Annotated in this window: 2 protein-coding genes; both read left to right on the forward strand. The window is 55.3% G+C overall.

What is annotated here, in order from left to right; all coding sequences use genetic code 11:
• Positions 1–236, forward strand: a 236-nt coding sequence (locus tag RMT89_RS40955; protein ID WP_315888835.1) for a hypothetical protein, incomplete at its 5' end; no start/stop codon positions are given.
• Positions 237–304: 68 nt separating this feature from the next.
• The coding region (locus RMT89_RS40960) for a hypothetical protein (RefSeq protein ID WP_315888836.1) at positions 305–514 on the forward strand (210 nt) is incomplete at its 3' end.

The raw sequence follows: 514 nt of genomic DNA on the forward strand, positions 1-514 counted from the left end.
ATGCTGACGAAGATGGTGTTATGCAGCACGGTATGCGCGCGGTGTTGCTGGGTACGTCTGATTCTGGCGACAAGGTGGCCTATGCGGCACTGTCTGATGGTATTACGCGATCGTTGAAGAATATTATTTCTATCATCGGACACCCGTCAACGTGGCCGACGCCTGTTCCAGTCATGGCGACTGAGAAACGCTCGCGTAACGGGTTCCGGTTTATGACGCTGCGACTGGCACTATGAAGGTCTTAGTGGCCTGTGAATACAGCGGAGTTGTTCGGGACGCGATGAGAGCGAGGGGTCATGACGCCATGAGCTGTGACATCCTCCCCACAGACGCACCCGGGCCGCACTACCAAGGTGACGTTCGTGACTTAATGACAGAAGAATGGGATCTGGTGATTGCGCACCCCCCGTGCACGTATCTGGCTAACTCCGGCGTTTCGTGGTTGAAGAAAGACCCAGACCGTTGGACGAAGATGAAAGAAGGTGCCGAGTTCTTCCGAGATCGGAAGAGCGTC

Source organism: Streptomyces sp. P17 (assembly GCF_032436805.1).
Taxonomy (GTDB): domain Bacteria; phylum Actinomycetota; class Actinomycetes; order Streptomycetales; family Streptomycetaceae; genus Streptomyces.